Here is a 24280-nt window from a genome sequence, read left to right as displayed (position 1 = left end):
GGGAATATTGTTTCCGGGGGTGCGCGGGGCAGACCATCGGGTGTCTACGTCGATCCCTGGAGGACGCATGTCGCATATCACGGTGGATCCCACCAAGCCCGGAATCATCGGCCTGTTCGCTTTCCGCCCTGAGACCGCGAAACCGCTCGGCGAACTGGTCGAGACCCTGCTGCGCGGCCCGAGCTCGCTGACCACCGGCGAGCGCGAGCTGATCGGCGCCGTCGTGTCCAAGGAGAACGACTGCTACTTCTGCGCCGAAGCACACGGCGCCTTCTCCGCCGCCCAGATCGAAGGCGGCGCCGAGACCGTCGCCGCCGCCAAGAAGGACATCACGTCCGCGCCCATCTCCGACAAGCTGCGTGCCCTGCTGAAGGTCGCGCTCGCCACCCGCGAGAGCGGCCACTCGGTCACCAGCGCCCTGATCGACAACGCCAAGGCCGCCGGCGCCTCCGAAGCCGACATCCACGACACCGTCCTGATCGCTTCACTGTTCTCGCTGTTCAACCGGTACGTGGACGGGCTCGCCACCGACGCCCCCGACCAGCCCGAGTGGTACGCCGGTGCCGCGCAGGCGCTGGTGGCCGGCGGGTACGCCGCCATCTCGGGTGCGGCGCAGGCTGAGGCTCAGGCCGCCTGACGTCTTTTGGAGCCAGGGCGCCGAAAACTGTGGTCGAGCGGGGAAGATTCAGGACCTTGAATCTTCCCCGCCCGGCTGCTGCCGGGTGGCCTCGTGACAGCCACTGGATCGCCACTCACGACCCCCGCGGCCGAAGCGGTCCGGACATGGGCATGTCGAAGGGCCCGTCGCCGGTGTGGCTGGCGGGCTCTTCGGTCACGCAAGGGCTAGGTCACGACGCGGTGCAGGATGTTGCGCCGGGGATGTCGCAACGGGTCGAGGTACTGCGGCGGCACGAACTCCGGTATCCCGTCGGCCGCGATCCGGACTTGCCAGTCGTCGTGGTGGATCAGCCGGTGGTGGAAGCCGCACAACAGCACCAAATTCCGGAGATCCGTGCGCCCGCCGTCCGCCCAGTGCTCGATATGGTGGGCGTGGCAGTGCTTCGGCGCCCGATGACAGCCCGGGAACGCGCAGCCGCCGTCGCGGATGTTCAGGGCCCGGCGCTGGCCAGGGGTGACGAACCGTTTCATGCGCCCGACATCCAGGGGTTCACCGGCCGCGCTGAGCACCACGGGGATCATGAGGCAGTCACAGGCCATCATCCGCGCCTCGCGGGCGGTGATCTCGCCGACGAAGTCCAGGCAGGCGTTCCCGAAGCCGGTTTTCAGGTCTTCCAGGCTGACGGTCACGTGCACGAGGGTGCGGTAGCCGGCGGTACCCGGCTGGTCGGGGCAGGCCATGGCGAGGTCGAGAACGTCGGCCCACGCGTCACCTCGGCGCTGCGGCATGGTCCGGTGATCGGCCTGGCCGAACTCGTCGACCGGCCGCCGCGCCCCGTACGCGTCCAGCACGGCCGCCGTGCGGGCCCCGGTCTCGGGATCCAGCAGCCCGGACACTCTCCAGAAGCCGTCCTTGCGGCGCTCGACGAACAGCTCCCGCCGCGGCGGGGCGGGTTCGGGGTCCTTCGGCTCGTTCCCGTCCGGATCGAGGTGGGCGAGGATGCCGGCACCGGCTTCGGCGATCTCTTTGGGCCCGGCGTGGCGGGCGAGGCCGGCGAGGATCTTGTCCGCGCCCTCGACCTTCTCCCGCGGCACATCGGACGCAATCTTCCGCAAGATCTCCAAGATCAGATCGCTGTGCTGATCCCCGATCGCACCGTCCGCGGCCGCGGCACCGGTCTCGGGCGCGAACGCCGCGATCTCGGCGTCACCCACCCCCGGCGCCGGATTCAACGCCACTGCCCGTTTCACCACATCACGAGCATCGCCGAGAGAAATCCTCGCCACGTCCGCGAACCACGACGACGCGTTGCCGTACCCGAAAAGGTCTTCCGTGCCACGGGACTCGATCTCCGCCAAGTACTTCCCCACCCCGGCGGAGGCCATCCTCATCACCTGCAACAGGTGCGTCACGCCATGGGCGAGCTCCAGCTTGCCGGCGCGCCACAACTCCTGCGGCAGTTCAGGGAGGAAGGTCTCGGACACACCTCCACGATACCGAAATTCGCCGAACAAATGTTCGTAATTTTCAGCAACAGCGAACCGGCACATTTACCACTGGAGAGTGATTTCACCGCCGGACCGCGATCACACAACGCACATCCGTCGCGATTCGGCACCTGATTGCGGTACTTGCACACGCAAGCGTCGCGACCAGGTGCCGAATCGCGGAGGCCTTAAGCAGCCCGAGGAACCACCGGTTCCGGCGAAGAGTCCGAAGAGTCCGAAGTGGACGAACTCCTCGAAGCAACCGAAGCTGGAGCAGTGGCCGCCGCGAAGGCGCAGATAGCGCCGAGCGGCACCAACAGCAAGGTCAGCGCCGTACTGATCCCGAACGTCTGCGCCAGCCATCCGAAGATGGCGGGCCCGGCGAGCACCCCGGCGTTGTGCAGGGTGCTGTACCGCGCGATCGCCAGGCTGGTGTTGGACTTCGTTCCGTGCCCGACGGCGCTGGAGATGATCGGGATCGCCACGGCCAGCCCGACGCCCGCCATCGCGAGTCCCGCCAGGCCGAACCAGACGCTCTGCACCATGACGGCGAGCAGGACGCCGGCCGCGGTCATCACCATGCTCCACCGCACCAGCGCCACCGCGCCGAATCGCCGGTGCAGCCGGTCGCCGATCAGCCGGGTCCCGGTCTGCGCCACGATGAACGCGAAGTAGCCCAGCGACGCGATGTTCGCCGCCGCGCCGCGTTGCTCGCTCAGGAACACGCCGCCCCAGCTGGAAACCGCGCCTTCGCACAGCGCGACCGCCGCGCCGAGACCGCCGAGGACTATCACCGCGCGAGTCCAGCCGGAGAAAAAGCCGACCTTCGGCGCCTTTTCCGCGGCAGGCGACGAAGCCCGGGATTCCGTCAGCAGCCAGCGGCCGCTGAACAACGCGATCACGACGAGGACCACCGAAACGACCCAGAAATGGGCGCTCAGCGACCATTCCGCGCGGACCGCCAGCACCGTGCCGCCCGAGCCGAGCAGCGCGCCGATCCCCCACACCGCGTGGAGGCTGTTGAGCACCGGCCGCCGCGCCCGCCGTTCCACTTCGACGCCCTGCGCGTTCATGGACACGTCGAGCAGTCCCGCGATCACGCCCCAGGTCAGCATCCCGAGACCGGCGGTGATCGCACCGGGCATCACCGCCATCAGCGGCAGGAACCACGGCAGCACCAGTGAAGTGACGCGGATGACCGCGCGGCTGTCGAGATGGTTCGACAGGTGACCGGCCAGCTGCATCGCCAGCAGCACGCCGACGGTCTGGGCGAGCAGCACCATGCCGAGTTCGGCGAAGTTCAGCCCGAGTTCGATCCGCAGCTGCGGCACCCGCGCGAACCACGAGCCGAGCATGATCCCGACCATCAGGAAGATCCCCGAGATCGCGATCCGCTGCCGCCGCACGTCCTTCACCGGATGGATCTCCAGCCCGCTACTCATCGCCGCTCGCCACACCGGACGCGTCCCCGAAGCCGGACTCGCCGGTCCAACTGCCCACTTCGACGTGCGCGTTGAACGGCTTCCCTTCGGCATTGCGCATCGGCGGCCGCCGGTGCGCGAGGTGCAGGAAGACGTCGTCGTACTGGGTGACGTCGCCCGCCGCGGAAATGCGGTAGAGCATGTCCTCGTCCTCGCCGCCCCAGCCCTTGTAGCGCTCGTCGAAGCCGCCGATGCGGGTGAAGATCTCCGGCCGCGTCCACAGGCACGCGCCCGGGACGTCGCGCAGCAGCAGCCCGCGTGCCCCGGCCAACGGCGCTTCCGGCGTGTTCTCGCCACACCGTCGTTCGATCAGCCAGTCGCTCGAAGGGCCGTCCAGCGACAGCATTTCGGTGTGCGGCAGATGAGCGTCGGCGCGCTGGTCGGCGAACCGCGCGTGGTTGCGCTCCAGGAACTCCCGGTCCACCAGGATGTCCGCGTCGAGCAGGCACAAGGTCCTTGCCGCGCCGAGGGTCTCGCGCACGCCCACGTTCAGCGTCCAGGACTTGTTGAACAGCCCTTCGCCCTCGATGTGCACGTAGTGGTCGACCAGCGGCTCGACAACGTGCTTCCACCGCGGCTTCTCGTCGAACTCGACCACCGTCACCCGATACCGATCGGCCGGGAACGTCTGGTCGCGCAACGCGAGCAGGCACGCGGTGAGGTTCCGGATCCGGCCCGCGCCGTCCCGATCGGACAGTGGGACGACGACGAGGATCTCGTCGCCGGTGCCGGACGGCCGCGAGCGCACGCCACGAGCGAGGTCCGTCAGCCGGTCGAGGCCGGCGGGCTCGGACTCCGGTTCGTAGAGCCTGCCGCGGAAGTAGTTGATGTAGACGTTGTCGTCCGCCGCGTCCGCCTCCTGGGCCAGCTTCGAGGCCAGCGAAGGGTTTTCGTCCAGCAGCGCGACGACGCGTTCTTCGAGCCGCCGTTCGGCGAACGTGTCGGCCGGCTGCGCGACGAGCCGCCGGTACGCGAGATCGTGGCCGATCTCGGCTTCGAGCGGGTCGACCACGGCACGGTAGAAGCGTTCGCTGTGCATCCAGTAGTCGGCGGCGACGTCCGGCACCGCGGGATCATGGGCCAGGACGACGTACCGGACGATCCGCCCCGCGAGATCCGCGCTGTCCGGCTCGGCCTTCCAATAAGCCGATGCCGAAGCGAAAGTCTTGCCGCCCGTGCGGGTCGGCCGGATCTGCATCGGATTGGTCGCCCGTAACACGCACATCGGGCTACAGTCACAGGGATGCGGTTGCACTGCTCCTCCGTCCCTCGTTTTCCTTGGTTACTCGGACACCGAGCGTGACAGCCGTTCGCGAGGCGGAACGTCTTCTTGATTGCCGATGACCTCGGAGATTTCCCGCCGGATGAGAAACCGCATCAGTGGTCCCGTGATCGCCGTGGTGACGACCGCGACGAGCACGAGAATGGTGAACCCCAGTTGATTGACCAGTCCGTATTTCAGCCCGATCGTGGCGACGACGAGTTCGGTGACACCGCGGCAGTTCATCAGCGTTCCGAGCTGGATCGCCTGTCTGCCGGGTAATCCCGCCAGCCTGGCCGCGCCGCCGGCGCCGAGGAACTTGGTCAGCTGCGCGACCACCAGCACCCCGGCGAACAGCAGCCAATGCGAAACATCCGTGCCCAGCAGGCCGATCGACGTGCTCAGCCCGACCAGCGCGAAGAACAACGGCAGCAGGACGACGACGGTGAAGCCGCGCAACTGCTCGCTGATCCGTTCCACGAGCGGGCAGTCGCGGGGAACGGCGGTGCCGAACAGGAACGCGCCGAGCAGCGCGTGCAGGCCGAGCATCTGGGTCAGCACGGCGAACCCGATGGCGCCCACGAGCAGCAGCACGGTCATGACCTTTTCGGACTCGATCCGCGTCACCAGTCTGCTCAACACCCGGCGAACGACCAGCTGGGTGCCGACGACCAGTGCCACGGCCAGTATCGCCGTGGTGACGACGTTCCCACTGCCGTGCACCCCGGTGCCCACCAGGATCAACGTCAGGGTCAGCCAGGCGATGCCGTCGCCGATGGCCGCGCTGGTCAGGGAAAGCGCGCCGAGGCCGGTCCGCTCGATCTTGAGGTCGACCAGGATCCGCGCCAGCACGGGCATGGCGGTGATGGCCAGCGCGAGCGCGAAGAACAGGACGAAACCCGCTTTCGGCGCTCCGGCTCCGGCAAGCACGGACGACGCCGCGAACGCGACGCCGATCCCGGCGGCGAACGGCAACCCCATCCCGCCCAGCACCACCGCGCCGACCAGCGACTTCCGTTCGATCCGGTCGGTCCGCAGTTCGCAGCCGAGCAGGAACATGAACACGACGAGCCCCAGCTGCGCCGCTCTGTCCAAGTTGGACAGCACTTCGGGTGCGAACAGCCAGGCGCCACCTGACGGCCAGATCAGGCCCAGTACCGAAGGCCCCAGCAGGAGCCCGCCGACGATCTCGCCGAGCACCGGTGGCTGGCCGGCCCTTCGCAGTACCTCCCCGCAGAAATGGCTGACCAGCAGGATCGCGCCGACGGCGAGCAGGAACCGGGTGATCGGTTCGACGGCCATGGACCCACCTCTCGAAAGACGCGCCGAAGGGCGCGGGCGGCCACGAAGGCCACCCACGCCCTTCGGCGGGGGATCAGGCCGCTTCGGCCTGGTGCTCGGCCAGCTCGGCGAGGCTGGTGTAGATGTGGTCGGACACCGCGGCCACGGTGGGCTTGGCCCACAGGATGGTCGGCGGGAGGTCCATCCCGTAGCGCCGCTGCAACCGCACCCGCAGCGCCACCGTCATCACCGAGTCGACACCGAGTTCGACCAGCGGCCGCTTCAGCTCGATGTCTCCGGCCTCCAGGTTCAGCTCCGCCGCCACCTGCTCGCGGACGTCGCCGGTGACCTTCTCGCGAGCGTCGGATTCGGACAGGTTCGCGAAGTCGACGGTGAACCCGTTGCCCGCGTTGGCCTCGGCGCTGTCGTCGACCACCGTGAGTTCGCGGAACATCGGCAGCTTCCGCTGGTGCGGCGGGGTCGGAAGGACCCGCAGCACCGCCTGGTAGTCCGAGGAGAACCGGTCACCGAACGCCCAGGCTCGGAACGCCTCCGAGGCGGAGACGGCTTCCAGGCCGCGGGAGTTCGCTTCGAGCATGGTCGTCGCGATGTCCTGCGACAGACCGACACCGCGCCACGCGGTCCAGCCGAGGCTGATGGTGTCGTGGGTACCGCCGGAGTTGCGGTGCGTGGCCAGCGCGTCGAGGAACGAGTTGGCCGCCGCGTAGCTCGCCTGCCCGGAGAGGCGGGCGAACTGGCCGCACGAGGAGAACAGGACGAAGAAGTCGAGCGAGCCCGCCGGGAAGAGCCGGTGCAGCACCAGCGCTCCGCCGACCTTCGGCGCGAACACGTCACGCAGCCCGTCCTGGTCGACCTTGTCCACCAGCGCGTCGTTGACGACACCGGCCGCGTGGATGACGCCGGTCACCGGCGGAAGGCCCAGCGCACCCGGCGCCAGCGCCGACGCGACCGCGTCCTCGTCGGTGATGTCCAGCGCCAGCACGCCGACCGTGACACCCAGCGCTTCGAGGCCGAGGACGCTGTCGATCTGGTGCCGCACGTCCGGGTCGGTCACCGAAGGCCAGTCCGCGCGCGGCGGCAGGCCACGGCGGCCCGCCAGCAGCAGGCGGCGGGCACCGCGGTCGACCAGCCAGCGGGCGACCTCGAGACCCAGCCCGCCGAGACCACCGGTGATCAGCACCGTGCCCGAAGGCGAGCAGTGCAGCGGGGATCCGTCGGCGCTGCGGGTGATCTGGCTCAACCGGGCCACTTCCGCGCCCTCACCGGTCAGCGAGATGACGTCCTCGTCCCCGGCCGGGCCGCGGAAGACGTCGATCAGCCGCGCACCGAGGTCCGGCGCCGTGCAGTGCTCGACGTCGATCGTGCCGCCCCACAGTTCCGGGTGCTCACCGGCGATGATGCGGCCGACGCCCCACAGCGGGCCGTGCGCGACCGAACGCTCGTCGGTGCCGTGGCGGACGCCGCTGGTCACCGCCCAGATCCGCTGGGTGGCGACCTTGCCCTTCGACGTCGCCTGCAGTTCCGCGATCCGCTGCGAGGTGCGGATGAGCGACCACGTCGCGCGCTCGGTCGCGTCCTCCAGCCGCTCGCCTTCCGCCGCCCGCGAAGGCGCGACCACGACCGCGCCCGGGTTCGCGAACAGTTCGGCGGTGAGGTCGAGCGGTTCGCCGTCGACGGCCACCTCGACCGCGGTGGCGGTGACCCCCGCCGCGGTGAACTGCTCGACCAGGGTGCCGGTCGTGGCGGGCGGGCCGATCACGACGATCTGGTCGAGGTCCGAGGCCAGGGTGGCCTCGGGCAGCTCGTGCCAGGACACCTCGTGCACCAGGTCACGCGGCAGGACCGCGGTGCCAAGGTGCTCGACCGCCGCGAACTTCAGGCCGATGACCTCGGACACGATGTCGCCGTCCTCGTTGGCGACCAGGACGTCGACGGTGTCCTCCGGCGACTTCGGCGACCGCACGGCGTGCACGATGATCCGCGCGGGCGGCTCCCCCTTCCACGCCACCTTCTCGATGCCGCGCGACATCCACAACACGGTGGCGTGACCGGGCGAGACCACCATCGCGCTGATCGTCAGCGCCGCGTCGATCACGTGCGCCCAGCTGGTCGCGAGCTTCGCGGGCGGCGCGACGCAGTCCATCAGCGCGAGCTGCTCGACGTCGTCGTAGTACAGCTCGCTCATGGTCCACGGGAAGGCGTAGCCCTCGACACCCATGCGGCCGAACATCTCGTCGGCCTTGGTGAGCGACCCCGACGGCAGGCGGTCGCGGATCGTGGCGAACTCGATCCGGCCCTCCGGCACCCTGGCGCTCGTGTCGATGGAGGCGGTGGTGTGCGTGATCCACTCGTCGCTGTCGGCGCTGGTCTCGTCCGCGACACGGGTGGCCAGCGCGAGCGACCGGCCCTCCTTGACGATCTGGACGATCCGGGCCGGCTGCACGGCGAGCGGGGTGCGCAGCACGATGTCGGTCAGCGCCGGCGCGACCTCTTCCTCCGCCGCGAGGGCGAAGGTGTTGATGATCGACGCCGCCGGGGTGACCTCGACCCCGACCAGGCCGTGGCTCTGCGGATACGGACGGCTGTCCATGTCGAGCCGGGTCTGCCAGACCTGCCGCGACGGCGCGCCGGACACCGTCATCCGGCCGCCGAGCAGGCTGTGGCTCTCCGGGTCGTGCCCGCTGCCGAGGCCGGTGTCGGCGCCGGTCTCCGGGAAGATCCAGTACGGCCGGTGCTGCCACGCCGCCGCCGGAATACCCAGCAGGTCACCCTCGGGGAAGTCCCGCGTCCAGTCGATCTCGACCCCCTGGACATGCAGCTTCGCCAGGTTGTGCAGCAGCGTGCCGACCTCGTCGGTGTTGCGGCGCAAGGTGGCGCAGCCCGCCAGGTCGTCGATGCCGAGGCTCTCGGCGGTCTCGATGATCGAGTGCGAGACGACCGGATGCGACGAGACCTCGACGAACACGCGGTGCCCGTCCTCGAACGCCGCCTCGACAGCCTCGGCGAAACGGACCGGATTACGCAGGTTGCCCGCCCAATAGTCACCGTCACGGGCGACGCCGGACCGCGGGTCGGTCAGCGCGGTGCTGTAGAGGCTGACCGACGGCGTGCGCGGGTTCAGCTGCCGCGCCGCGGCCGCGACCTCTTCCAGCACCGCGTCCACATGCGTGCTGTGGAAGGCGATGTCGGTGTCGACCACCCGCATGTCGATGCCCTCTTCACGCCACCGCGTGACGAGTTCCGCGATCGCGCCCTTGTCACCGGAGACGACGGTCGACGTCGGGCTCGCGGAGATCGCCGCGACGAGGTCGGGGCGGTCACCGAGCTTGGCCTGGACCTCGGTGAACGAAAGGCTCGCCAGCACCATGCCGCCGTCGCCCTCCAGCCGCTGCAACGCGGCCGCGCGGCGGCAGGCGAAACGGGCGGCTTCGAGCAGGTCGAGCGAACCAGCGGCCACCGCGGCGGCGATCTCGCCGACGGAGTGCCCGATGATCGCGCCCGGTTTGACACCGCGGCTGCCCCACACCACGGCCAGGCCGACCTGCATGGCGAAGGTCAGCGCCTGGACGTGCGCGGCGGTCCACGGGCCGCCGTCGAGGATCGCCTCACGCGGCGTCCAGCCCAGTTCCTCGCGGTAGACCCCGGCCAGCGAATCGATCGTGGCGGCGAATCCGGCGTGCTCGGCGAGCAGCTGACGGCCCATGCCGGACCACTGCGAACCGTGCCCGGAGAAGACCCACACCGCGCCGTCGCTCTGCTGTCCGGCGCGGGCGAGCAGGATGCCGGACGCGGGTTCGTCGACAGCCAGCGCGCGGAGCCGCTCGGTCAGCTGTCCGGTGGAGGCGGCGATGACGGTGCCGCGCTGCGGAAGGTGCGAACGCCGCTGCGACAGCGTGTACCCGATCGAGGAAAGGGACGCTTGGGGGTTGGCGTCGATCCAGTCCGCGACGGAACCGGCGAGCGCGCGCAGACCGGCCTCCGACATCGCGGAGATCGGGAAGACCTTCCGCGTGCCGTCGCTGGTTTCCTTACCGGTCTTGAGTTCCGGCTGCGCGGGGCCCTCTTCGAGGACGACGTGGGCGATGGTGCCGCCGACGCCGTAGCTGGACACGCCGGCGCGTCGGGTGTGCTCACCGGCGGGCCACGGGGTGGTCTCGCCGACCAGCTTCAGCCCCGAAGACGGGTCGGAGATCGCTTCGTTCGGCTCGGTGTGCAGGCTCGGCGGGATCTGCTCGTTGCGCAGCGCCAGCACGGTCTTGATCACGCCGGTGATCCCCGAACCACCCTCGACGTGCCCGATGTTCGGCTTCACCGAACCGACGAGGCAAGGGTTCTCCGTCGACCGCACGGCGCCGATCACGGCCGCCAGTGCCTCGACCTCTTCACCGTCACCGGTCGGGGTGCCGGTGCCGTGTGCCTCGACGTAGTCCACAGTGGACGGGTCGACACCCGCGCGCTCGTAGACCTCGCGCAGCATGTGGGCCTGCGCTTCGGCGTTCGGCGCCATCATGCCCTCGGAGCGGCCGTCCTGGAAGACGCCGCTGCCGCGGATCACGGCCTGGATCGGGTCGCCGTCACGGATCGCGTCCGAAAGCAGCTTCAGCACGATGACGCCGGCGCCCTCGCCGCGGCCGTAACCGTCGGCGTTCTTGTCGAAGGCCTTGCTGGTGCCGTCCGGCGACATCGCGCCCGCGCCCTCCAGCGCCACGTTCAGTGCCGGGGTGGCCATGATGTTGACGCCACCGACCAGCGCGATCGACGTCTCGCCGGTGCGCAGGCTCTGCGCGGCGATGTGCAGTGCCGTCAGCGATCCGGCGCAGGCGGTGTCGACGGCCATGCTCGGGCCGCGGACGTCGAGGAAGTAGGAAACGCGGTTCGCGATCCCGTAGAACGTCGTGCCGTTGACGGCGTACGCGCCGGTGAGGGGGAGGTCCTCCAGCAGGCGGCGGCCGTAGTCGTTCGAGTTGGCGGCGACGAACACACCGGCGTCGGAGTTGCGCAGCGACAGCGGCGGGACACCCGCGTCCGCCAGCGCCTCCCAGGCCAGTTCGAGGATGAACCGCTGCTGCGGGTCCAGGAAGTCCGCCTCACGCGGGGAAATGCCGAAGAAGTCGGCGTCGAACCCCTCGATGTCGTCGAGGAAGGAACCGCGGATCGTGGTCCCCCTCAGGATCGCGGTCGCCTGTGGACTGCTCGCCGCGTAGGACTTCCACCGCTTTTCGGGCATGTCACTGACGGTGCTCTTACCATCGGCCAGGAACTCCCAGAACTTCTCCGGGGAGTCGAGGTCTGGAGCGAACCTGCAACTCATACCGATGATCGCAATGGCTTCGTCGGGTGCTTTGTACTCGCTCAAGTCCTCGCTCCTCGAGATAATAGGTCGCCTGAGGCGGAGACAACACAAAATTCCGGCGTCTCGTTGTACGCACAGCGTCTGCCCTGGCGCCTCGCCAAGGCATCTCCTCGACTGCTTGCGCGGGATCCTCGAGCGATCCCCGAGTGCGTGCGCAAGGTTCGAGACGCCCGCGCGCGCATCGCGTCCCTAGGGTCCGTTCGGGACCCATAGCGAGGAGGAGCAGCCATGCCGGGATCAGCGGGGCGGTCGACCGGGACGGGAGTCGTGCCTTGGCCGAGGAACGTCGCGGACCGCTATTTCGCCGAGGGCTATTGGGAAGGCCGGTCACTGGGGGCGCATCTCGCCGACACCGCGCGGAAGTACCCGGACGAGGTCTGCCTCGTCGACGGGGACGTACGGCTGACTTTCGGTGAACTGCTGGCGAAGGCCGACGGCGCGGCGATCCGGATGAGCGCGGCCGGGATCGGCGCCGACGACCGGATCGTCGTCCAGTTGCCGAACTGCTGGGAATTCGTCGTCACCACGGTCGCCTGTCTGCGACTCGGCGCGGTTCCGGTGTGGACGATGCCGCAGTTCCGTGAGCACGAGATCGGCGGCATTCTCGCCAACGCCGAGGCGACCGCGATCGTCGTCCCGGATGTCCACAAGGGATTCGACCACCAGACGCTGGCCCGCGAGGTGCTGCCGGACGGGCTCGTCTTCGTCGTGGGCGAGGACGTGCATCCCGGCAACATCGACCTTCGCTCGCTGTTCGTCACGGACGAGCCCGCCGAGGTCTCGCAGGCGCTCGACGCCGCCGCGCCGACAGGCAGCGCCGTCGCGACCTTCCTGCTGTCCGGCGGGACGACCGGGCTGCCGAAGCTGATCCCGCGCAGCGGCGACGATTTGAGCTACATGATCAAGACGGCGTCGGAGATCTGCCGGTTCGGGCCGGACACCTCGTATCTGGTGGTGCTGCCGCTGGGACACGGGTTCGCCAACACCGGGCCGGGGATCCTCGGCGCGCTCATCTCCGGCGGGCGGGTCGTCATCGCGCCGTCACCGGCGCCCCAGCAGGCGTTGCCGCTGATCGAGAGCGAGCGGATCACCGCGACGTCCGCGGTGCCGGCGATCCTGCACCGGTGGATCGAGTACCTGGACACCGATCCCGGCTGGGATCTGTCCACTTTGGAGATGATCCAGATCGGCGCGGCCAAACTCGATCCCGCTTTGGCGGCGCGGGTACGGCCCAAGCTCGGGTGCACGCTGCAGCAGGTTTTCGGGATGGGCGAGGGGCTTCTGTGCCTGACCCGGCTCGATGACCCGGACGAGCTGATCCTGCACACCCAAGGCAAGCCGATCTCACCGCACGACGAAATCCTTTTGGTGGACGAAGAAGGCGCGCCGGTTCCTCCCGGCGAGCCGGGCATCCTGCTGGTCCGCGGCCCCTACACGACGCGCGGCTATTACCGCTCACCGGAGTTGAACGCGCGATCGTTCATCGACGGCTGGTACAACACCGGCGACATCGTCCGGATGACACCCGAGGGCTATCTGGTGGTTTCCGGGCGGGAGAAGGACGTCATCAACCGGGGCGGGGAGAAGATCAACGCCGAGGAGATCGAGACGTTCGCCCTCGCACTGGACGGTGTCGAGCACGCGGCCGCCGTCGCGATGCCGGACGCGGAGCTCGGCGAGGTCGTCTGTCTCTACGTGGTCGCCACGAAAGCTGTTTCCTTGCACAGCCTCCACGCGTTGATGCTCGCCGCGGGCGCCGCCCGGTTCAAGCTCCCGGAGCGCTTGGTCGTCGTGGACGCCCTGCCCGCCACCGGAATCGGCAAGGTGGACAAGAAGGCGCTACGAGCTGACATCGCCTCGCGTCTCACTCAGGTCGCCGACGCCGCCTGAAAATCCGTGAAGGCCTCCTTTTGAGGGACCCAGAGTCCCTCAAAAGGAGGCCTTCACGGACCTCGGCTACGCCTTGACTAATTCCACAATGGACATATAAGACTTCCGGCCCACCCTGTGTGTCCCGCGCACCTGGAGCCCGGCCCGTCGCGCCAGCTCCGCCAGTTCGGACAGGCCGCGCTCCTTGCCGCCGTTGTAGATGAGCATGCGCAGGTCCATCCCGGTGTTCGGAGTCTCGCCGTCGGAACCGATCGCCTCGACCAGCAAGACGACGCCGTCTTCCCCGGCCGCCTCCGCACAGCGCTTCAGGATCGCGACCGACGGTTCGTCGTCCCAGTCGTGGATGATCGCCGACAGCACGTACGCGTCCGCACCGGCGGGCAACGGGTCGAAAAAGCTTCCCGGCACGACGTCGACCCGAGGGGCCAGGCCGTTTCCGGTGAAGCGCTCCCGCGCGTTCGCCGCCGGGCCAGGCAGGTCGACCAGGGTGCCGCGTAGCCCGGAGTGCTTGATCAGCAACGCTTCCAGCAGTGCACCACTACCACCGGCGACGTCGACCACGTGGCCGAGACTCGCCCAGTCGTAGGCGTCGACAATGCCCGAGTTGTCCAGCGCGATGTGGTGCCCCATCAGCGCGTCGAACGACGCCGAAAGTTCCGCGTCGCCGCTGAGGTCGTCCCAGAACGGGACACCGTGGCGCACCGAATAGGACTCCTCGCCGGTCTTCACCGCGTGCGCGAGGTCCACGAAACTCAAGTCGCCCTTGCCGATGGCGCCGTTCATGTCGAGCCACTTCCGCTTGCTGCGCGGATGGCCGTCCCGGAGCTGCTCGCCCAGTTCGGTCGCCGTGTAGGCGCCCGAATCGTCCCTGGTGAACAGGCCGACGGAAACCAGGTGCAGCAGCAGGCGGTCCAGCGCACCCGCGTGCGTGCCGGTGGCCGCGGCGAGTTCGGCCGGGGTGCGCGCCCCGCCGGCGATGTGGTCGGCGACCCGCAACGTGGCCGCCACGCGTACCGCCATCGGTGTCGCCAGATCCGCCAACGCCCTCAGCCCGAGCCGTCCCGCGTCGTCGACCGACATTTTTGCTCCCTTCGCCCTTCGGTCAGGCTAGGGGCGAGACGTGCGGCCAGGCTTATCCACGACTGCTCGCAATCGGGAAGAGGCGTGCCGCCGCCCGCGGCCGATACCGTCGTTCACTCCAGGAGAGGGCAGTTCCCCGGACCGGAGGTCGCATCCCGTGGCACACCACGATTTCGAACCCCGGTTGGCGATCCCCGGACGCGGAGCCGTGGCGCTGCCCGAACTCGCCGGAACGCTCAGCGTCCGCGAACGTGACCTCGCGGACGCTGAGCGGGACTTCGGCGGCCATGTCCACCGCCGCCCGCTCGCCGTCGCCTTCCCGGCCACCGCGGTCGACGTGGCGGCACTCGTGCGCTTCGGCCGGGCACACGGAATCCCCGTCGTGGCACGCGGTGCCGGGCATTCGGTCGACGGACAGGCGCTGACCGGCGCCGGAATCGTCATCGACATGTCGACACTCGGCGGGGTTCGCCCGTTCGGGCCGGACCGGATCAGCGTGGACGCGGGCGCCCGCTGGCGCGCGGTCGTCGACGCGACCCTGCGCGCCGGCACCGTCCCGCCGGTACTCCCCGACTACCTCGACCTTTCCGTCGGCGGTTTGCTGTCCACCGGCGGTTTCGGCGGCGCGAGCCACCGGTACGGCTCACAGGCCGACAACGTCCACGACCTCGACGTCGTCACCCCCGACGGTGAACTGGTGACCTGCTCGCCCACCGGCAACGCGGCACTCTTCGACGCCGTCCGCGGGACGCAGGGGCGGCACGGGATCATCACGCGCGCCACCGTCGCGCTGACCCGGGCGCCCGCGAAGGTCCGTCGGCACCGCCTGACGTATCACGATCTCGGCGCCTACCTCGGCGATCAGCGGCGACTGGTGGACGAACTCCGCTTCGACCACGTGGACGGTCAGGCGCAGTACGTGGACGGGCACTGGCGTTTCGTCCTGGAAGCGGTCAGCACGCAGTCGCCGCCGATCGGCGACCTCCGGCACGATTCCGCCGAGATCGTCGAAGCGGCTTACCGGGACTTCCTCGACCGGATCCAGCCGATCGAAGCGCGGCTGCGGTCGACCGGTTCGTGGTACCACCCGCATCCGCGCGCCAACGTGCTGCTGCCGGGGAAGCACGCGGAAGCCGTTCTCGCGGCGGCTTTTTCCGAGCTGACGCCCGACATGCTCGGCGTCGGCGGCAGTGTCTTGCTGTATCTCTTCCCGACCGCGCGGGTGGCCGCTCCCCAGGTCCCGGCCGCGCGGGATCCGTACACCGTGCTGTTCGGCGTCCAGCGGACCGCTCCACCCGGAGATTCCGTGACGCTGCACCGTATGCGCGAAGCCAACGCCGCACTGCACGCGACCGCGCGGCGTCTCGGCGGCGCGAGCTACGCCTATCCCCTGGACGCGACGGACGCCCAGGCCGCCTGAATCGCCGCGACGCTGCGGTCGACGTCGGCTTCGGTCGTGCTCCAACTGGACACGGAGACACGCATCAGGCGCCGGCCGTGCCAGGTGGTCGTCCCCATCCAGCACTCGCCGGATCGCTGCACAGCTTCGACGACTCGATCCGTTTCGTCGCCGAAGCTGACGAGAATCTGGTTCAGCACCACGTCGTTCACGACGGTGAAGCCTGCTTTCGTGAGCTGCTCGGCGAACCGCCTCGCCAGCGCGCAGCAGCGCTCGACCAGCTCGGCGATCCCCGCGCGGCCCAGTTCGCCGAGCGCCGCCCACGTCGCGAATCCCCGCGCCCGACGGGAGGACTCGGGCACGAAGTCGCTCGGCGCTCGCACGTCGCCGTCGCCCTGGCCGGTCAGATACGCGGCCGTGAGGGACATCGCGGCCGCATGCGACCCGGGATGGGCGCAGAAGGCGTAGCCGCTGTCGTAGGGGACGTTGAGCCACTTGTGCCCGTCGACCGCCCACGAATCCGCTCGCTCGACCCCGGCAACTAGAGGACGACTTGCGGGGCTCGCGGCCGCCCAGAGCCCGAAGGCGCCGTCGACGTGGACCCACGCACCGTGCCGATGGGCGATCTCCGTCGCGGCGGCGAAGTCGTCGAAGGCGCCGCTGTTCACGTTCCCGGCCTGAAGGCAAACGATTGCGGGCCCGTCAAGCGTCCGCTCGAGGCCGTCGATGTCGATCGCGCCCTGCCCGTCCGCGCCGACGGGCGTGACGGCGTCGGTGCCCAAGCCGAGCAGACGCAAGGACCGGTCGATCGTCGCGTGGCGCTCCTCGCTCGCGATCACCTTGAGCGGCGGTGCCCCGTTCAGGCCGCGGCGCTCGACGTCCCACCCGGCCCGCGCCAGCACGTGATGACGAGCGGCGGCCAGGCAGACCGTGTTCGCGCCCTGGCCGCCGGTCACGAACCCGAAGGAAGCGGTGGACGGCAGGCGGAGGACGTCCTTGAGCCACTCGCCGGCCACGTCCTCGACGATCGCGGCGGCCGGTGACGTGACCACGTTGAAAGCGGACTGGTCCCAGCCGGTCGCCAGCATGTCGGCCGCCGTCGCGGCGTCGAGCGCGCCACCGGTGACGAACCCGAAGTACCTCGGCCCGGTCGTCGCCACCAGCGCGGGCGCGACGGCTTCGGCCAACTCGCCGATGACGTCAGCCGCCGGGCGAGGATGCTCGGGCAGCTCGCCGAGCGCGTCGCGAATGTCCGTCTCCTCCGGGAAGACCGGCCCGTCGGCCACGCTTTCGCGGTAGTCGGCCACCCTGGCGGCGACCTCGGCCAGCAAACCTCGCAACTCACTCATCGGACGGCTCCCTTTCGATCGTCGCGAACTCAACCGTCCGCGGTCGTACCCTTCCTTGCTTCCGATCAGCTGGCTCACCCGCTGAGGGGTCAAACCCAGCACCGCGGCGTTTTCCCGCCCCGACAGACCGGATGTTCCGAGTTTCCACGTCGGCGCGAGCGGGACCTGACCTGCTCCGCGAGCTTGGCCAAGACGACGTAAGTGCCGGTCATCGCAGCCACCCCTTCAGCCCCGGGCAGGTGACGATCCAGCGCGGTGCAGACGGTGTGACCAGGGCGTCGTGTGACCTTGGGAAACCTTGTTTGACCTGCGGCGGAATGCCCCGGTACCGTGTTGTGTTAGCACTCTTGTCGGTTGAGTGCCAATGCACGAAGGAGCGGCAGTGCCCACCTACCAATACGCCTGCAAGGAATGCGACCACGCTTTCGAGGCCGTGCAGTCGTTCTCCGACGCGAGCTTGACCGTGTGCCCGCAGTGCTCGGGCCCGCTTCGCAAGGTCTTCAGCTCGGTCGGGGTGGTCTTCAAGGGCAGCGGTTTCTACCGCAACGATTCGCGTGACTCGAAGGCCAACACGACCTCGGGGACCCCCGCCAAGAGCGAGGCCAAGACCGAGACCAAGTCGGAGTCGAAGTCCGAGTCGAAGCCGGAGACCAAAAGCGCGTCATCCTCCTCCACGGGTACGACGAAAACGGCCGCCGCCGCTTCCTGACGTCCCGAGTTGTCCACAGGCCCCCGGTTATCCACAGCCGGGGGTTTTCGTTCTTCCCGGCCCCGCCACGGCCCCCTAGCGTCGAGATCATCACCGATCGACGAGGGGGAATCCCGTGTTCCACGCTCTACCCGTCCCACGAAGACTCCAGGGCAGGCCGGCGCGGCTGTTGCGCCGCTGGCTGGCCCTGTCCCTGCTGCTCGGCGGCCTGGTCGCGCTCGTCCTGCCCGGGTCCGCGCGGGGCACGCCCGGCGCCGCGACCGTGGTCTCCGCCCGTGACCTCCCGGCCGGGACGCTGCTGAGCGCCGGGGACCTCGAGGTCGTGGACCTCCCGGAGGACGTCCGTCCACAGGGTGCCACCGACCAGGCCGCCTCGGTCGAGGGCCGGATGCTCGTCGGCGCGGCGCGGGCGGGTGAGCCGCTGACCGACGTCCGGCTGGTGAGAGCGGCCATCCCCGGAACGGGTGATCCGGGGAGTTCGACCGTGCCGGTGAGGCTCGCCGACGCCGGGGTCGCGGAGTTGCTCAGACCGGGTCAGCGCGTCGACGTCGTCGCGGCCGCCGAGGCCGGGCGCGACGCGTCCGTGCTGGCCAGCGCCGCCGTCGTGGCGGCCGTCGGCGCGCCGGACACCGCGGAGCCGAGGGCGGCCCGCGCCGGGAGCAAGGGACCTTTGGTGCTGCTCTCCCTGCCCGCCGCGATCGCGACACGGGTCGCCGCCACTTCGCTGGAACGATCCCTGGCGGTTACCCTCCGCTAGCTCGCGCCCGTTCAAGCGGGCGCCTGCGTCCCCCCGGTCAAAAGCTGTGAAGAGGAGAGCGTCTTGCTCAAGGGTTTCAAGGACTTCCTGATGCGCGGGAACGTCGTCGACCTCGCGGTCGCGGTGGTCATCGGCGCCGCGTTCACAGCGATCGTCACGGCTTTCACGAACGGCCTGATCAAGCCGCTGATCAACACCATCGGTGGTTCGGACGCCGCCAAGGGGCTGGGGTTCAACATCCTCGCCGAGAACGACTCCACGTTCCTCGACTTCGGCGGCGTGATCAACGCGGCGATCAACTTCGTGCTGGTCGCGGCCGTCGTCTACTTCGTGATCGTGCTGCCGGTCAAGCACGTGCAGGAGCGGCGCAAGCGCGGTGAAGAGGCGGGCCCGGCGGAGGCGACCGACGTCGAACTGCTCACCGAGATCCGCGACCTGCTGCGCGCGCAGCAGGACCGCGCACGCTGACCAGGATCACCGGTCGTGGTGAGGCGGCCGGTTCTCCAGGTACCACGAGTCGGAGTCCGGGGTGCGCTGCCCCGGCTCTCGCTCGTCGGAGGTGGTGTCCGGCAGGACGTCGCCGAAGATCTCGTCGACCCGGCGCCGGGTCGCCTCGGTGGGGCGCTTGTCCTGGTCTTCCGCCAAGGTTCAGGCCTCTTCGAGCCCGGAAAGCTCGTCGATCACGTACGGCACCAGCGACGAGAGCGTCGCCATGCCGTCGCGGACGGCCGCGCGGGAACCCGCGAGGTTGACCACCAGCGTGCTGCCGGAGACGCCGACGAGCCCGCGGGAGATGCCCGCGTCCACCGCGCCCGCGGCCAGACCGGACGCGCGCAATGCCTCGCCGATGCCCGGGATCGGGCGGTCGAGCACACCGGCGGTCGCGTCCGGGGTCCGGTCGCGCGGGGAGACCCCGGTGCCGCCGACGGTGATCACCAGGTCGGCGCCGCCGATCACCGCGGTGTTGAGCGCGTTGCGGATCGCGGCCGTCTCGGCCTCGACCACCACGACACCGTCGACGATGAAGCCCGCTTCTTCGAGCAGCTCCGTGACCAGCGGTCCCGTGTTGTCCTCGTGTTCGCCGTGGGCGACACGGTCGTCCACGATGACCACCAGTGCGCGGCCAAGCCGTTGTGCGCTCCGTTCCATACGCACACCGTATCCGGTTTCGGCTGATCTTCGCCGCCGCGGTGTCCCGGGCCACGAGTTGTGACGATTCCCCGACGTGCGCGGCGGATCCGGGGCCGCCACCGAAGGCTCCCATATCGCCGATCTGCTGTGCGCCCACGGCTCCTCGCGTCCGCCCGGCTACATCGGTCGCTGAAACCGGGAACAGACCACGCCCCCGGCCGGTTGTCGTTCCCGGCAACGGAAGCGACTTTTGGGGGGTTCGGGTGGGCATCACCGTCGGAGACATCGAGATCGAGGCGCTCGGGGACGGCCTGATCAGGCTGCCGCTCGCGTTCTTCCCCGGTCTCGACCCCGAGGCCCACCCGGACGTCCTCGACGAGGACGGCACCGTGCACGTCCCGACCGGCGCGTACCTGATCCGCGGCAACGGCCGCACGATCCTCGTCGACACCGGGCTCGGGCCGCGCGAGTTCGCGTTTCCCCAGGGCATGACACCCGCCAAAGGCGATCCGACGCCGCCGATGGGCACCGGCGGCGACCTCGCGGCCGCGCTGGACAAGGCGGGGTGCCCGGTCGGCGAGATCGACACCGTCTTCCTCACCCACCTGCACAACGACCACACCGGCTGGATCGCCCCCGAAGGCGAGCTGACCTTCCCCGGCGCCCAGGTCGTCTTCGGGCAACTCGACTGGGAGGCCCTGATCGAGCCGGCCGGGACGGGCGAATGGGGCCGTGTCGGCATGGAGACCGCCCGCGGCGCCGGGCTGACCGAGGCGATCAGCGGCGGCGACGTCCCGATCGCGCCCGGGATCGTGGCGCGGCACGCCCCCGGGCACACGCCGGGCCACTACGTCCTCGACATCACCGCGGACGACGAACGCCTGCTGGTGCTCGGCGACGTCCTGCACACTCCCGCGCAGCTGACGGACACGCGGGTCAGCTTCCTCAGCGACCTCGACCCGGACCTGGCCCTCCGCACCCGGCAGCGGTTCCTCGCCGAAGCCGAAGAGACCGGCGCGATCATCGCGCCTGCCCACTTCCCGGACATGGGTTTCCTGCGGCTCTAGGGCATCGCCAACGGCAGCCGGACCTCGAACCGGCATCCCGGACCGTGGTTGCGGACCCCGATCCGGCCGCGATGGGCCTCGACGAGGCCTTTCGCGATCGCCAGGCCGAGTCCGCCGCCGCTCGCCAGCCCGCCGCGTTCGGGGGTCCGCGCCCGGGTCCCGCGGAACGCGACGTCGAAGACGCGCCCGATCTCGTCGTCGGGGATCCCGCCGCAGCCGTCGTCGACGGCCAGCAGCGCCTCGCCGCCGTCGATGCCGATCTGGACCGCGACCGTCCCGTCCGGCGGGGTGTGGCGGACGGCGTTGGACACCAGGTTGCGCACGATCCGCGCCAGCTCGGGGTCGCTGCCGGAGACGACCGGCCACACGTCGGCGTACTCGATCATCCGCACCCGCTTCTGCTCGGCGAGCGGCGCCTGCGCGGCGACGGCGTCGCTCACGACGTCACGCAGCGGCACGGAAGCCATGGTCAGCCGCAGCGCGCCCGCGGTGATCCTCGACAACTCGAACAGGTCGCCGACCATGCCGGACAGCCGGGTGGTCTCGCCGCTGATCCGCCGCGCGTAGCCGGTGACCTCGATCGGCTCCGCGACGACGCCGTCCGCGACGGCTTCGGCCATCGCCTGGATCCCGGCCAAGGGGCTGCGCAGGTCGTGGCTGATCCACGCGACCAGTTCGCGCCGCGACGCCTCGGCCGCGCGCTCCCGCTCCCGTGCCTCGCGTTCCCACACACTGCGGCGGGCGATCGCGCGGCCGAGCGCGAGCGCCGGTGGCACGGTCACCAGCGCGACCAGCAGGCAGACCAGGGTCATCGTGGTCAGCGCGGGGGTGAACATGAACCCGCTGATCCCGAGGACCGCGGTCAGCGTCGCGAGCACCGGGATCAGCACGAGGATCGTCATCGTGCTGGCGAGCGAACCGCGTCTGAGCAGGTACAGCGCCAGGACGCCGAGCAGCACCACCGGCAGCGCGAACAGCAGCGCGAACGGCAGGATGTGCCAGGCGTGCGCCAGCATCTCGCCGAACGACTCCCCGGAGCCGATCACGGCCGCACCGGGTCGTACCGGTAGCCGACGCCCCAGACGGTGGCGACGCGGACGGGTTTCGCCGGATCTCGCTCGATCTTCTCCCGCAACCGTCTCACGTGGACGGTCACCGTGGACTGGTCGCCGAAGTCCCAGCCCCAGACCTTCTCCAGCAGATCGGCGCGCGAGAACGCCACGCCGGGATGGGCGAGGAAGAACGCGAGCAGGTCGAATTCGCGGCTGGTCAACGGAAGTTCGGCGCCACGGAGGGCCGCCTGCCGCGCGGTCATCCGCAACGACAGGTCGCCGTCGGTGAGCTGACGCGCGGCCGGTTCGGGCCGCGGCATCCGCGCCCGCCGCAGCACCGACGCCACGCGCAGCGCGAGTTCCTTGGGGCTAAAGGGTTTCGTGACGTAGTCGTCGGCGCCGAGCTGGAGTCCGGCGATCCGGTTCTCCTCCTCTCCGAGCGCGGTCAGCATCACGACCGGCACCTGGCTCACCTGCCGCAGCCGGCGGCACACCTCGAGCCCGTTGAGCCCGGGCATCATGACGTCGAGGACCACGAGGTCCGGCCCGGTCGCGGAGAACAGGCGCAGCCCTTCGGTGCCGTCCCCGGCGACGTCGACGTCGAAGCCCGCGACCTCCAGGTACCGCCGGACGACGTCCCGGACGGTCTCGTCGTCGTCGACCACGAGCACCCGGCCCTGCTCTGTCATCGAATCCACCTCACCAGCTCGTCAGCACCAGATGGTTCACCACCAGCGCCGTGGCCGGCACGATCAGGACGGTTGGCCGGGCCGCCGACGGGCTCACCCTCGCCGTCGTCTGGCTCGGCGTGGCCGTGGCCGCGCTCTGAAAGCGGCGTTGAAAGGGCCACGCGCGACCGGGATTGGCAGCCGGTCGCGCGTGGCTCTGGTTCCGGCCCGCTGGGGGTTCGAGCCGGGGTTTGGTCTCGGCCGCGCACCGCGGCCGAGCGTTTAATTCGGGGTGACCGGCTGGCCGCCGAGGGTCACCTCGACTACCTTGTCACCGCCGAGGGTGAACTTGACCTTGTCGTTCGGCGCCCGGGTGCGGATCTCCGCGACGAGCGCGTCCGCGTTGGGGATCGTCCGGTCATCCAGCTTCGTCACGACGTCACCGGACTTGAGGCCCGCCTTCTCCGCGGGGCTACCCGGCGAAATCTCACCGAGCTGCGCTCCACCGGTCGGCGCCGTCTGCACTCGCGCGCCGATGAACGTCTGCGTGGCCTGCCCGGTGTTGATGATGTCGTCGGCCGTGCGGCGCGCCTGGTCGATCGGGATCGCGAAACCGATGCCGACGTTGCCGCCGCTCTCGCCGCCCTGACCCTGACTGGACTTCGGGCTGTAGATCGCCGAGTTGATGCCGATGACCTGGCCCGCCATGTTCGCGAGCGGCCCGCCCGAGTTACCCGGGTTGATCGCCGCGTCGGTCTGCACCGCCGACATCACCGTGGTCTGGTCGCCGCCGCCACCGGCGCTCACCGGCCGGTTCAACGCGCTGACGATGCCCGAGGTCACCGTGCCCGCCAGTTCGAACGGCGAACCGATGGCGACCACCGGCTGCCCGACCCGCAGGTCGTCGGACCGGCCCAGCTCCACCGGGGTCAGCCCGCTGACGCCGCTGACCTTCACCACGGCGATGTCCGTCGTGGGGTCGCGGCCGACGACGGTCGCCGTACCCTTCTTGCCGTCCTGGAACACCGCCTGGATCTGCCCGCCCGCGGCGGCGACCTCCACGACGTGGTTGTTGGTGAGGACGTAGCCGTCGGTACTGAGCACGAAGCCGGAGCCCTCGCCCGCACCCGAACGCCCGGACACCTGGAGCTCCACGACGCTCGGCGAGAGCTTCTGCGCCACCGACTCGACCGAACCGGCGGGCAGGTTGCCCGTCTGCTGGGCGGGCTTCGGCGCGTCGAGCGCGTTCACGGAGCCGCCACCGGAGGAATCCGCGGTCAGGAAACCGACCGTGCCGCCCGCGACCCCGCCGACGACCAGCGCGATGGCCGCGACACCGGCGAGCAGCTTGCCCGAAGTGGACTTCGAGGCCTGCCGTTGCTGGGGGACCGTGTACACCGACGGGCCCGGCTGGGTGTAGGGCGGCTGCTGGCCCGGGATGTGGTGCCCCTGGGTGTACGGACCCGGCGCCGGCTGCTCCGGAGGGGGCGCCTGCTGGGTCTGCGTCTGGGCCTGGGGCGACCACGGATTGTATTGCTGTTCGGAGGAGTGGGCCTGCTGCGCTCCGCCGTGCGGGGTGGCATGGCCGCCGAGGCCGGTCGCGTCCGGCTGAGCACCTGCCTGCCGCGCCTGCTCGGCGTTCTGGCCGCTGGGGTCGTTCTCGGTCATGTCCCCA

19 protein-coding genes are annotated in these 24280 nt (G+C 69.9%); 7 read left to right on the top strand and 12 right to left on the bottom strand.

Going from position 1 to position 24280, the window contains the following annotated elements; translation table 11 throughout:
* Window positions 1-67 precede the first annotated feature (67 nt).
* The gene (locus tag BS329_RS11415; protein ID WP_076159098.1) at window positions 68-637 is read left to right on the top strand and encodes a carboxymuconolactone decarboxylase family protein; all 570 of its coding nucleotides are present in this window, start codon (window positions 68-70) and stop codon (window positions 635-637) included.
* Window positions 638-843: 206 nt separating this feature from the next.
* On the opposite strand, the gene BS329_RS11410 is transcribed toward BS329_RS11415, so the two are convergent.
* The 5 genes from BS329_RS11410 to BS329_RS11390 all read right to left on the bottom strand — a co-directional run bounded on the left by BS329_RS11410 (window position 844) and on the right by BS329_RS11390 (window position 11506).
* Window positions 844-2103, bottom strand: a complete 1260-nt coding sequence (locus BS329_RS11410; protein ID WP_076159096.1) for an HNH endonuclease signature motif containing protein — start codon at window positions 2101-2103, stop codon at window positions 844-846.
* A gap of 191 nt (window positions 2104-2294) precedes the next feature.
* Window positions 2295-3548 (bottom strand): MFS transporter, encoded by a 1254-nt coding sequence (locus BS329_RS11405; RefSeq protein WP_084749581.1) that lies wholly within the window; start codon window positions 3546-3548, stop codon window positions 2295-2297.
* Window positions 3541-4812 carry a glycosyltransferase family 2 protein gene (locus tag BS329_RS11400; protein WP_076159092.1) on the bottom strand — a complete coding sequence of 424 codons (1272 nt, stop codon included), beginning with the start codon at window positions 4810-4812 and terminating at the stop codon, window positions 3541-3543. Before BS329_RS11400 ends, BS329_RS11405 begins: the two co-directional genes overlap by 8 nt.
* A gap of 57 nt (window positions 4813-4869) precedes the next feature.
* Window positions 4870-6150, bottom strand: coding sequence for a cation:proton antiporter domain-containing protein (locus BS329_RS11395; protein ID WP_076159090.1), 1281 nt, complete (start codon window positions 6148-6150; stop codon window positions 4870-4872).
* A 73-nt stretch (window positions 6151-6223) separates the two neighbouring features.
* Window positions 6224-11506, bottom strand: coding sequence for a type I polyketide synthase (locus tag BS329_RS11390; protein WP_076159088.1), 5283 nt, complete (start codon window positions 11504-11506; stop codon window positions 6224-6226).
* 225 nt (window positions 11507-11731) lie between these two features.
* Here BS329_RS11390 and BS329_RS11385 point away from each other — a divergent pair, with 225 nt between their 5' ends.
* Window positions 11732-13393, top strand: a complete 1662-nt coding sequence (locus BS329_RS11385; protein ID WP_076159086.1) for a (2,3-dihydroxybenzoyl)adenylate synthase — start codon at window positions 11732-11734, stop codon at window positions 13391-13393.
* Between the two features lie 66 nt (window positions 13394-13459).
* Here BS329_RS11385 and BS329_RS11380 read toward each other — a convergent pair whose 3' ends face one another.
* Complete coding sequence (locus BS329_RS11380; protein ID WP_076159084.1) at window positions 13460-14473, bottom strand: methyltransferase; 1014 nt, start codon at window positions 14471-14473, stop codon at window positions 13460-13462.
* A 157-nt stretch (window positions 14474-14630) separates the two neighbouring features.
* Here BS329_RS11380 and BS329_RS11375 point away from each other — a divergent pair, with 157 nt between their 5' ends.
* A complete protein-coding gene (locus BS329_RS11375; RefSeq protein ID WP_076159082.1) occupies window positions 14631-15893 on the top strand; it encodes an FAD-binding protein in 1263 nt (420 codons plus the stop codon).
* Here the strand turns inward: BS329_RS11375 and BS329_RS11370 are convergent.
* Complete coding sequence (locus BS329_RS11370; RefSeq protein ID WP_076160192.1) at window positions 15857-17221, bottom strand: pyridoxal phosphate-dependent decarboxylase family protein; 1365 nt, start codon at window positions 17219-17221, stop codon at window positions 15857-15859. The two genes, BS329_RS11375 and BS329_RS11370, sit on opposite strands and share 37 nt — an antisense overlap.
* Window positions 17222-17603: 382 nt before the next feature.
* On the opposite strand from BS329_RS11370, the gene BS329_RS11365 reads away from it, so the two are divergent.
* The 3 genes from BS329_RS11365 to mscL all read left to right on the top strand — a co-directional run bounded on the left by BS329_RS11365 (window position 17604) and on the right by mscL (window position 19155).
* The gene (locus tag BS329_RS11365) at window positions 17604-17930 is read left to right on the top strand and encodes an FmdB family zinc ribbon protein (protein ID WP_076159079.1); all 327 of its coding nucleotides are present in this window, start codon (window positions 17604-17606) and stop codon (window positions 17928-17930) included.
* Window positions 17931-18045: 115 nt separating this feature from the next.
* Window positions 18046-18687, top strand: a complete 642-nt coding sequence (locus tag BS329_RS11360; protein ID WP_076159076.1) for an SAF domain-containing protein — start codon at window positions 18046-18048, stop codon at window positions 18685-18687.
* Window positions 18688-18750: 63 nt separating this feature from the next.
* On the top strand, window positions 18751-19155 hold the full coding sequence (gene mscL, locus BS329_RS11355; protein ID WP_076159073.1) for a large-conductance mechanosensitive channel protein MscL: 405 nt from the start codon (window positions 18751-18753) through the stop codon (window positions 19153-19155).
* A gap of 6 nt (window positions 19156-19161) precedes the next feature.
* Here the strand turns inward: mscL and BS329_RS43845 are convergent, their stop codons facing one another.
* Entirely contained in the window at window positions 19162-19332 is a 171-nt protein-coding gene (locus BS329_RS43845) for a hypothetical protein (RefSeq protein WP_167480002.1), read from the bottom strand.
* Window positions 19333-19335: 3 nt separating this feature from the next.
* Window positions 19336-19836 carry a MogA/MoaB family molybdenum cofactor biosynthesis protein gene (locus tag BS329_RS11350; RefSeq protein WP_005155592.1) on the bottom strand — a complete coding sequence of 167 codons (501 nt, stop codon included), beginning with the start codon at window positions 19834-19836 and terminating at the stop codon, window positions 19336-19338.
* 245 nt (window positions 19837-20081) lie between these two features.
* Here BS329_RS11350 and BS329_RS11345 point away from each other — a divergent pair, with 245 nt between their 5' ends.
* The gene (locus tag BS329_RS11345) at window positions 20082-20885 is read left to right on the top strand and encodes an MBL fold metallo-hydrolase (protein WP_076159071.1); all 804 of its coding nucleotides are present in this window, start codon (window positions 20082-20084) and stop codon (window positions 20883-20885) included.
* Here BS329_RS11345 and BS329_RS11340 read toward each other — a convergent pair.
* From BS329_RS11340 to BS329_RS11330, 3 genes are all read right to left on the bottom strand, one after another.
* Window positions 20882-21931: a sensor histidine kinase gene (locus BS329_RS11340; protein WP_076159068.1), complete on the bottom strand. Its 1050-nt coding sequence runs from the start codon at window positions 21929-21931 to the stop codon at window positions 20882-20884. The genes BS329_RS11345 and BS329_RS11340 overlap by 4 nt on opposite strands.
* On the bottom strand, window positions 21928-22626 hold the full coding sequence (locus BS329_RS11335) for a response regulator transcription factor (RefSeq protein WP_076160189.1): 699 nt from the start codon (window positions 22624-22626) through the stop codon (window positions 21928-21930). The genes BS329_RS11340 and BS329_RS11335 overlap by 4 nt, the downstream gene beginning before the upstream one ends.
* Window positions 22627-22887: 261 nt before the next feature.
* Complete coding sequence (locus tag BS329_RS11330) at window positions 22888-24273, bottom strand: S1C family serine protease (RefSeq protein WP_076159066.1); 1386 nt, start codon at window positions 24271-24273, stop codon at window positions 22888-22890.
* Window positions 24274-24280 lie beyond the last annotated feature (7 nt).

The organism is Amycolatopsis coloradensis (genome assembly GCF_001953865.1).
GTDB classification, from domain to species: domain Bacteria; phylum Actinomycetota; class Actinomycetes; order Mycobacteriales; family Pseudonocardiaceae; genus Amycolatopsis; species Amycolatopsis coloradensis.
Note: the sequence above shows the minus strand (reverse complement) of the source record. Positions and strands in the feature narration are given on the sequence as shown.

What these genes read in the sequence shown, in the direction of transcription:
- BS329_RS11415 (WP_076159098.1), top strand. Translation starts at nt 68, where the DNA reads ATGTCGCATATCACGGTGGATCCCACCAAGCCCGGAATCATCGGCCTG.
- BS329_RS11405 (WP_084749581.1), bottom strand. Translation starts at nt 3,548, where the DNA reads ATGAGTAGCGGGCTGGAGATCCATCCGGTGAAGGACGTGCGGCGGCAG.
- BS329_RS11400 (WP_076159092.1), bottom strand. Translation starts at nt 4,812, where the DNA reads ATGTGCGTGTTACGGGCGACCAATCCGATGCAGATCCGGCCGACCCGC.
- BS329_RS11395 (WP_076159090.1), bottom strand. Translation starts at nt 6,150, where the DNA reads ATGGCCGTCGAACCGATCACCCGGTTCCTGCTCGCCGTCGGCGCGATC.
- BS329_RS11385 (WP_076159086.1), top strand. Translation starts at nt 11,732, where the DNA reads ATGCCGGGATCAGCGGGGCGGTCGACCGGGACGGGAGTCGTGCCTTGG.
- BS329_RS11380 (WP_076159084.1), bottom strand. Translation starts at nt 14,473, where the DNA reads ATGTCGGTCGACGACGCGGGACGGCTCGGGCTGAGGGCGTTGGCGGAT.
- BS329_RS11370 (WP_076160192.1), bottom strand. Translation starts at nt 17,221, where the DNA reads ATGAGTGAGTTGCGAGGTTTGCTGGCCGAGGTCGCCGCCAGGGTGGCC.
- BS329_RS11350 (WP_005155592.1), bottom strand. Translation starts at nt 19,836, where the DNA reads ATGGAACGGAGCGCACAACGGCTTGGCCGCGCACTGGTGGTCATCGTG.
- BS329_RS11335 (WP_076160189.1), bottom strand. Translation starts at nt 22,626, where the DNA reads ATGACAGAGCAGGGCCGGGTGCTCGTGGTCGACGACGACGAGACCGTC.
- BS329_RS11330 (WP_076159066.1), bottom strand. Translation starts at nt 24,273, where the DNA reads ATGACCGAGAACGACCCCAGCGGCCAGAACGCCGAGCAGGCGCGGCAG.